Genomic DNA, 9,549 nt, shown 5'->3' on the forward strand with positions numbered 1-9,549 from the left:
GACGACTTAATTCTAAAGGATATCAGGGTGTCTTTTCTATTATTTTGCATTAAAAAGATGCCGGTGATTTCTCACCAACATCAGAAAGTATAGAGCCCTTAATTCTAAAGGATATCAGGGTGTCTTTTCTATTATTTTGTATTAAAAAAGATGCCGGTGATTTCTCACCAACATCAGAAAGTATAGAGCCGAAATATCAAATTGTCTTTTTTCTTTTTCTATTCAGTTGAAAATAGTTGATCAACTTATTCTTTTATAAACTAAAAAAAGTGGGAAATCAGAAGAAAATGATTTTTCACTTTTTTAGTTTTAAAATAAAGATTCATTCATAAAAAATGCGGTAATATAAAAGATTTCATCTTCTGGAATTACAATGGCATAGTATGTTTCTAAAAATTGACTATTTTTTCGAACACTGGCAATTTCAGCTGAATATTTTTTTTTGAAAGCTAATGTTTTTGGAAAACTACTAACACTTTTACCCTTTTTTAGTCGATCAATCATGCAGACGACATGACAAGCTAAACCTACTTTTATTTCGTAAGAAACATTTGGATTGATTTCAGCAGCTATTGCTTCAACCCACTCTCGAACAGAGATTATTAGGTCTTTTCCGTGTTCATATTCTAGCATATTTGCGATATTATGTTGCATACCGTCAAAAGCAATCTCATAATCGATCAGTGATTGAATATTTTTAGTTTTAGTTTCATCTAAAGCATCTGTAATCGTAAAGTGTGGCGAAGTTAAGGAAAGTTGAAAAGTACCAATCGTACAAATGATTTTTCCAGAAAGAGTTAAATTTTTCAGCGTTTGTTCTAGTAATTTTTCGTCAGTAATTTGTAATGATATAAGTTCACAAGCATCTCCACGAAAGTTTAAGCGGTTACTCAGCATTTTTTTGATCAATTGAGCTGAACCTTCACCAGTTGTACACAGTGTTAGAATATATAACTTTGATTCTTTTCGTTCATCGTCACTATTTTTTTGATAAGTAGAAAGGCCTTTAATGTTTCTGGTCGATTCAAATACCTCATTAAGTTCGTAACCGAGAGCAGCTTTTCTGCTCGCTTCCAGCACATGAAGAGTGCTGACTAGCTCAATACAGCGAATGTCAATACGCAGTTTTTGTTGCAACTCATCGCTAAAGTTGATTAACGACCCCATATCAACTAATAATAGGACGTCTTTTAGTTGATCTTTTGCTATTAGATAATTTTTAATATTATTTAGAGTTACGATTGGTTTTTCCTCAAGAGACATATCAAAACCTACGGCAATTTGTTCCCCAAGTAATTTGTTGACAACACTTGCCATGCTAGTTGCAGTTGAATCACCGTGAGCAACAACGATGACTTCGACTTTCGCTCTTTTTTTATTTTTGTTTTCATAAGAGGTAAAAAATAAGGCAAGAAAGCCAGCTTCATCTTCTGGAAGCTGAATACTAAAATCCGCTTCTATAACTGAGAGACAGTGTTGGGCTGTTTTGAAAAGGGTGGCATGTTCCTTTTTTATTTCTGTTATTCGAGGATTAATGATTCTTTGACCTCTCTTAACTCGTTGAATCGTATTATACAAATGAAGTGCCAATCCATAGCGAACATTATCAGATAAATGAAGATTTAACAATCGGGAAGCTTTTTCACATACTTTATTCGCCGTTGCAACAATCTCTGAACCGACGATTTGTTCAAGGTTCTTTAAATCAATGACTGAATCAGTATTATAGGAATGATAATAATTTGTTATCGTGGTATCAATGATTTCAGATGTTTGCGAAGTATCAAGGCCGATTCGCTCCATATCACTCATTTTTTGCTCGATGATTTGGTAGATATCATTATTTTTAGTGTCTTTTTGTAAAAATAAGGTTGTATCTTCATCATTAAACATGAAAAAACGTGCATTCATATTCGGAAGTAGTAGCCAAATTTTTGGACGATCTTCCGTGTTATAAAGGCCTTCACGGATGTAATGAGGCAGTTCATAACTACTGATTTTGATAGTTTCTTCTTGTCGAGCGATAAAGTGAGAATAGGCTTTTGCACAAAGTAGCTGTATATCGGCTTTTAGTTGACCTACATTATTAGGACAATGATAGCCCAATAATGCTCGAATCGTATTCGTAGAAACTTCTATCGGTGTTTTTAATTTCTTGGTTTCAGCTTGAAAAAAAGTTGAAATCAAGCTTAGCCGTTCGTCTAAACTACGATCTATTAAACTAGGAATTTTAATTCGCATGGGAATTCTACGGATAAACGTTTGTAGCAATGAAGAGGAAGTATCTTCAGTTGTTGCACAGACCAATAATACTTGGGCAGTTCTTTCACTATTGGTTTCACCAAGCCTTCGATAGATACCGCGATCAATAAAGGTGAACAGCATTTCCTGACCTTCAGGAGGGAGCCGATGAATTTCATCTAGAAAGAGAATACCGCCATTCGCTTTTTCCAATAGCCCGATACGATCATTATCTGCACCCGTGTAAGCACCTTTAAGAATACCAAAAATAGAACCTACTAATAATTGAGGATTGTTCGCATAATCGGCACAATTGAACGTAATAAAGTTAGAATCCGCTTTCAATTTAGCTTGGGAAACGGCATAGCTATAAATCAGTTCGGCAAACATACTTTTCCCGACACCTGTTTCTCCAGTCAATAATATATGCATGCCATTTGGCGGATATAGCACAGCTGCTTTAGCCTGTTCACCACAGTGAAATAGGCTAGGGCTTTTTTTGATGAAATCATCTAAAATAGTGCTTGTTTGTTTTTCTTTTGGACTTGTTGAACAAAAATAAATTGGTTTAGTACCACTTTTTTTAGCTTTTCCTAGCTTGACTAATTGATTCAAGTCACTGCTAACATTTGCACGTGTAAGATTCAATTGTTTAGCAATCTCACTGGCGGTTACCAGTTGAACTTCAGAATATTGTCCTAACAATTCTGCTATTTTTTCAATTCTTTTCATTTTTTCCGACCTTTGATGAATAGTGTTTTTTGTGTTCTATGCCCTTAAGTATAATGTTGAATAGTGAAATAGTCAAAGTCATCTGTTTTTTGTATGTGTTAATGTGTTTTAATTTGTAGTTAAAATGTGTTTCAAAAATTATTTCTGGGAAACACATACAAATGAAATCCTGTTTTATAGAGATTTTCTGTGTTTGGCACACTAGTTGCTTATATTAATATGAAAACGTAATTAGTGTTTGAAGGGAGACGGTCAAATGATTTCAGAGACAGATGTGATGCAAATCATCGTTTATGCAGGTAATGCAAAATCGCTGGCAATGAACGCAATTAAAGAAGCAAAAGGTGGAGAGATCACCGAGGCAAAAAGAATATTGGAGGAAAGCAAAGACAATTTAAAAATTGCCCATCAACATCATACAAACATTTTAAAAACCTTTGCAAGTAATCCAGATGAACCAGTAAATATGTTTTTGACTCATGCGCAAGATCATATGATGGCAGCAATTACAGCAACTGATTTTACAAAAGAATTTATTGAGTTACATGAAGAAATACAAGAATTGCGTACTTTAATTAAAGAGAATGCATAAAATCAAAATAGAAAAGGTGATCAGGATGAAAATTACATTAGCATGTGCAGGTGGAATGTCAACAGGAATGTTAGTTAAAAAAATGGAGGAGTATGCAAAATCCCAAGGAATCGAAGCGGATATTTCTGCATGCGGACTAAGTGAGCTAGAAGAAAAAGTAACAGGTTCAGATATCATTTTACTAGGCCCACAAGTGGGGTATCAATTAGATGATGTAAAAAATGAGTATCCAGATATTCCTGTATTGGTGATTGAAATGATGGATTACGGCATGATGAATGGGGAAAAAGTATTTAAAAATGCACAGGAAGTTATTGCATCGAGATAAGAATGAGTTAGGGGAGGATTACAAATGTCAGAAACAAAAAGAAGTTCATTTATCAACGGGTTGAATGTCTTTGTCAACAAATTTTCAAATAATACCTTTGTTAAAAGTATTGCGAATGGAATGATGATGACACTGCCGATTACTATTGTGGGAAGTCTGACAACGATTATTGGAATGATTCCAGGGTTGCCAGATATTGTTATGAAGGCTTGTTCATTAGGGACCTCAATTTCCAGTAATTTGATTACAATCTATGTAATTATTGGTATCTCTTGTGCAATGGCAAGAGAGAAAAAGGGCGATACGATTGCTTCAATCATTTTGTCTTTAGCTGCGTTCTTTGTTTTGACACCGATCACAGCTTTTGATATTGGGCAAGAGAAACCAGTCATGGCTTTTGAATTAACTTACCTAGGCTCAAAAGGTATTTTCGTTGGAATGATCGTGGCACTTATTGTGACTTGGGTCTTCGCAAAAATGGTAGAAAAGCGCATTACGTTTAGAATGCCCGAAAGTGTCCCAACGGCGATTGCTAAAACTTTTGAAGCAATTGTTCCAGCAGCTATTATTTTTATTGTGGTTATTATGATTAGTACGGCTTTTGCCGAAACTAAGTTCGGAAATATCCATGACTTTATTTATACGAATTTACAAACCCCTCTAGAAGCGTTAGGTGGATCGATTTGGTCAGCATTATTTATTATGTTTTTATCAGAATTGTTGTGGTTCTTTGGAATTCATGGAAGTATGGTAGTAAGTTCTGTCATTGCTGTTTTGTTTACAACTCAGGCTTATGCCAATATGGAAGCAGTTGCGGCAGGTGAAGTAGCTACAAATATTATTAATTCATTTTTCTTAGATGCATTTAAAGGACCAAGAGCATTGGCATTAGCTGTGATTTTAGTTTGGATGAGTAGAAGTGAAAAATTCAAATCAATTGGAAAAATTTCACTAATTCCAAGTATCTTTGGTATCACGGAACCAATGAAATTTGGTATACCAATGATCATGAACGCAATTATTTTCATCCCTTTGACACTTTCAGCTGCGATTTGTGTCGGTATTGCATATCTTGCAACGATTATTGGCTTTTTACCAGTTATTAGTGTAAATGTTCCCAAAAATCTACCGACGTTCTTATCTGGGTTTATGGCTGCTGGCTGGCAGGGATTAGTTGTACAGTTAATTCAATTTGTTGTGGTACTATTATTATATCTACCATTCATAAAAAAATTGGATAGCCAAGGAGTCACAGAAGAAGAAGCAACGCTTCAAAATCAATAGGAGAGTGAAATAATGCAAGCACTTCAAGTGAAAAGAATTGGGGATGAACTTGAGATTTGTATTCCTGATACAGTACAATTACCTGTGAAAGTGTATTATGGAACAGATAGTACAACTGAAAATAAAACTGGATATATAGAATTTACTGAAAAAGGGTGGCAAAAGACAAAAGATCCCAATTTTCAAGAACGACTTTATTTTCAACTACAAACCGATTCTGAACTATTTATTGGAGCAGAACGCCGTTTGCCATTAAATAATTTGTACAATTGTCGTGATATGGGCGGTTATCTTACTACAGATGGTCGATTAACAAGATGGGGGCAGGTTTTTCGATCAGATGCGTTACATCAAATTGATTCTCAAGGACAAGTTTATATGGAACGGATGGTTATAAAAAAGATTATTGATTTTCGTTCACCAGAAGAAATAGTGAAAGATCCTAACAAAATGATTTCAACGAGTGAGACGTTTAATTTTAATCCTCATGCTGATGTAGCACAGCAGGCGAGTACACAATCTATTTCCAAAAAAGATGAAGATAAAATCGCACATTTAGAACAACTAGTTCAGACTGAAGCAGGTCGAAACCAGTTGTATAAGAATCGAAATATGATGATCAAACAAATGGAACAATTGGTGATAGGAACAAATGCGATCGAGGCGTACAAACAATTTTTTAAAGTCCTATTGCAAGCTGATGTGACTCCTCTTATTTTTCATTGCCAAGGTGGCAAGGATCGAACTGGTTGGGCAGCTGCTTTGTATCTGGCTGCCTTAGGTGTGGATAAAGAGACAATTTATCAAGATTATTTACTAACAGATAAAATGAATGCACCTAGAAATGCCAAACGAATGGCTATTTATAAAAAATATACGGACAATGAAGAAGTTTTGCTATTTCTAGCATCGCTGCAGCAAACTAGAAAAGACTATTTAGATGGTGCTTATAAAACTGTGGAAGAACAGTATGGCACGATGACGAATTACTTAAAAGAAGTACTAGGGATAGACAGTGATCACTTAGAAATACTTAGAAATAAATATTTATATTAGTATTGTGTATGGAGGGAAATAACAAGGTAGACAAATAAAAGCTACCTTGTTATTTGTTTGCTATACGTTTCGTAACAATAATAGTTTAGTATTATTATTACCTGGTCTAAAAAAAAGCGTTCTTTTTTCCTTTGTTGACAACGCTTTACTTTCATGTTTTAATAACAAGAGAAATCAAGATTGTTACTGAATGTTCAGGCTATACTTAATTTCTTTTATAGACATTTTATTAGCTAGCTGATCTAATCTCATTGAGGAGATATTATGGAAGTAAAAAAAGTAATCAATAATAATATTGTAAAGTCTCTTGATGCTGAGGGTCACGAAGTATTAGTGATGGGTAAAGGTATTGGTTTTAAAAAAAATATCGGTGATATCATTGAAGATACTCTTATTGAAAAAGTGTATACTAGTAATGCTGATTCGAATACAAATAAGCTTACGCAGTTACTTTCCAATGTTCGCTTGGAACATTTACAAGTAGCAAATGACATAATTGGTTTCGCCAAAGTTTCTCTAGGCAAAAAGCTAAATGAGAATATTTATCTTACATTAACTGATCATATTGATTATGCGATTGATCGACATAATAACGGTCTGCCTGTTAGGAATGCACTACTTTGGGAAATCAAGCGATTCTATAATCATGAATATTTGATTGGTAAAGAAGCATTAAACATAATCTCCAATCGTCTAGATATTTCATTACCAGAAGATGAAGCTGGTTTTATTGCATTGCATATTGTGAATGCAGAACTAGATTTGTCACAAGTTAGTCAGGTTTCTGAAATGACAAAAGTCATTCAAACAATTATCAATATTGTTAAATATCATTATAAAACTGATTTAGACGAGTACACATTGAATTATGAACGATTTATTACGCACTTAAAGTTTTTTGTTCAACGCTTATTTAGCGGAATTGAGTTGGATAAAGACAAAGATGAAGGTTTCTTATTTATGTTAAAAGAGAAATATCAAGAAGAATATCTTTGTGCACTGAAAATTCGTGAGTATATCGGCAAAGAATTTGGTCGTGATCTACAAGAAGATGAGATGATCTATCTCACTATCCACATAAGAAGAATAACCAATAATTAGAGGATTGTTACTGCACAAGAGCAGGCTATACCTAAGAAAAATCTCTTTGACATAAGAGGTTTCTTAGGTATTTTTTCATGTTGTTTTATGCACTTTATGAGCTGTTTTTTTTTTAAAATAAAAATTTTATTACGACAAAAAAGGATCCCTCTGATTTCAAGGTCAAATGTTTTTATTACACGTTTAATTTAGGAGGAAAGAAATGAACTATCAAGAATTAGCTAAAAAAATTATTGAAACTATTGGTGGAGAAAAAAATATCAGTGGCTTGACTCACTGCGCAACAAGATTACGTTTTAATTTAAAAGATGAAGGAAAAGCGCAAACTGATGTGCTAAAGAATACAGAAGGGGTCATGGGTGTAGTCTCAAAAGGTGGACAATACCAGGTCATTATCGGTAGTGATGTCGGTAGTGTGTATAAAGAGATCTTGAAAGAAAGTCCATCGTTAGATGAGCAACAAATTGAATCAACAGAAAAAGACGATCGTAGGGCAGCATCGAAAATTATTGATACGATTACTGGTATTTTCACGCCTATTTTACCTGCGATCACAGCAGCCGGAATGTTAAAAGCTGTTCTTTCGTTATTAGTTGTTTTTAATGCAATTGATAAAACTGGGCAAACTTATATCATAATTGATTTTATGGCTGACTCAGCGTTTTACTTTTTACCGATTTTATTAGCAGCCTCTTCTGCTCAAAAGTTTAAAACTAATATGTATTTAGCGATGATGGTCGGTGGTATTTTGCTTCATCCTAACTTTGTGGGAATGGTCAATGCAATTAAAGAAGCTGGTGAAGGCGGAATACATCTTTTTGGAATGCCGATTTCGGCTGTAACATATGGCTCATCAGTTATTCCAATTATTTTGTCAGTTTGGTTTATGTCCTATGTTGAACCAATTGCAGATAGAGTATCACCAAAAGTAATCAAGTTCTTCAGTAAACCATTGATTACGATTGCAATTGTCGGAACCGTGTCATTAGTAATCATTGGTCCAATCGGGTATTTGATTAGTGATGGGATCTCAAATGGCATCAAAGCATTAGAAAGTTTTAGTCCCTGGTTAGTACCAACAATCATTGGTGCTTTTACTCCGTTGTTTGTAGCAACAGGGACCCACTATGGACTTGTTCCAATCGGGATTAACAATCGGATGACCACAGGTTACGATACTGTGATTTATCCAGGTATGTTAGCCTCAAATTTAGGTCAAGGTGCTGCATCACTGGCAGTCGGTCTTAAAAGTAAAGATTCAGCAATCAAACAAATGGCGGCCTCAGCTGGTTTGACTGGTTTGTTTGGAATTACTGAACCTGCATTGTACGGAGTTAATTTACGATTTAAAACACCACTTTATGCAGCGATGATCGGCGGCGGATTAGGTGGATTATTTATGGGAATTGGCCGAGTAAAAAACTTTACAGGTGGTTCACCAGGTTTGTTAACACTTCCGAGTTATATTGGAGACGATACGTTAAGACATCTATATTTAGCCTGCATTGGTGCTGCAATTAGTATTACAGTCTCTTTTGTAATCTCTTATATCTTATATAAAGAACCAACTGTCAAAGCAACACAAAATGTTGTGAATGATTCAGCAGTAAATGAAGCCACAGTAGAAAATATCTTAGACGTCGCAAACCCAGTTAAAGGCGAGATCGTTCCTTTAGCATTAGTTGAAGATGGTATGTTTTCAGAAGAAATTTTGGGAAAAGGTTTTGCAGTTAAGCCTATTGAGGGAACTGTTTATGCTCCTTTCTCAGGAATGGTTACTGCTATTTTCGATTCTAAACATGCGATTGGTTTAACAAGTGATTCAGGTGTTGAGTTGTTAATCCATATTGGAATTGACACGGTTCAATTAAATGGAGTCGGTTATGAATATTTTGTTGAAAAAGGAAGAAAAATTCGAACAGGTGATAAATTAATTGAATTTGACTTAGATAAAATTGCTGAAAAAGGCTATAATATAATTACACCCGTTGTTGTAACAAATTCAGCAGATTTTGGTGATATTATTACATTGACCAAAGCATTGTCTGAACCAGGTGAGCAAGTAATGAAGGTTATTCGATAATAAGAATTCCTTTATTCTAATAAATTGGAGGATGATTTGACATGGCATTTAGAAAAGATTTTTTATGGGGTGGCGCAACTGCAGCCAATCAATGTGAAGGCGGCTATAACGAAGGCGGCCGAGGATTAGCGA

Annotated in this window: 8 protein-coding genes; 7 read left to right on the plus strand and 1 reads right to left on the minus strand. The window is 34.7% G+C overall.

What is annotated here, in order from left to right; translation table 11 throughout:
* Nucleotides 1-309 precede the first annotated feature (309 nt).
* Nucleotides 310-2,973, minus strand: a complete 2,664-nt coding sequence (locus BCR24_RS09065) for a sigma-54-dependent transcriptional regulator (protein WP_069640233.1) — start codon at nt 2,971-2,973, stop codon at nt 310-312.
* Between the two features lie 256 nt (nt 2,974-3,229).
* Between BCR24_RS09065 and BCR24_RS09070 the strand changes: the two genes are divergently transcribed.
* From BCR24_RS09070 to BCR24_RS16485, 7 genes are all read left to right on the plus strand, one after another.
* Nucleotides 3,230-3,565, plus strand: a complete 336-nt coding sequence (locus BCR24_RS09070) for a PTS lactose/cellobiose transporter subunit IIA (protein ID WP_069640234.1) — start codon at nt 3,230-3,232, stop codon at nt 3,563-3,565.
* Nucleotides 3,566-3,590: 25 nt separating this feature from the next.
* Entirely contained in the window at nt 3,591-3,893 is a 303-nt protein-coding gene (locus tag BCR24_RS09075; RefSeq protein ID WP_069640239.1) for a PTS sugar transporter subunit IIB, read from the plus strand.
* Between the two features lie 24 nt (nt 3,894-3,917).
* The gene (locus BCR24_RS09080; protein WP_069640235.1) at nt 3,918-5,177 is read left to right on the plus strand and encodes a PTS sugar transporter subunit IIC; all 1,260 of its coding nucleotides are present in this window, start codon (nt 3,918-3,920) and stop codon (nt 5,175-5,177) included.
* 12 nt (nt 5,178-5,189) lie between these two features.
* On the plus strand, nt 5,190-6,233 hold the full coding sequence (locus BCR24_RS09085) for a tyrosine-protein phosphatase (RefSeq protein WP_239574281.1): 1,044 nt from the start codon (nt 5,190-5,192) through the stop codon (nt 6,231-6,233).
* Between the two features lie 264 nt (nt 6,234-6,497).
* Nucleotides 6,498-7,334, plus strand: coding sequence for a BglG family transcription antiterminator LicT (gene licT, locus BCR24_RS09090; RefSeq protein WP_069640237.1), 837 nt, complete (start codon nt 6,498-6,500; stop codon nt 7,332-7,334).
* 202 nt (nt 7,335-7,536) lie between these two features.
* Nucleotides 7,537-9,417: a beta-glucoside-specific PTS transporter subunit IIABC gene (locus BCR24_RS09095; protein ID WP_069640238.1), complete on the plus strand. Its 1,881-nt coding sequence runs from the start codon at nt 7,537-7,539 to the stop codon at nt 9,415-9,417.
* A 41-nt stretch (nt 9,418-9,458) separates the two neighbouring features.
* Nucleotides 9,459-9,549 (plus strand): family 1 glycosylhydrolase (locus BCR24_RS16485; protein ID WP_141707043.1); only part of this gene is annotated, 91 nt, incomplete at its 3' end.

It is taken from the genome of Enterococcus ureilyticus, from assembly GCF_001730315.1.
GTDB classification, from domain to species: domain Bacteria; phylum Bacillota; class Bacilli; order Lactobacillales; family Enterococcaceae; genus Enterococcus_L; species Enterococcus_L ureilyticus.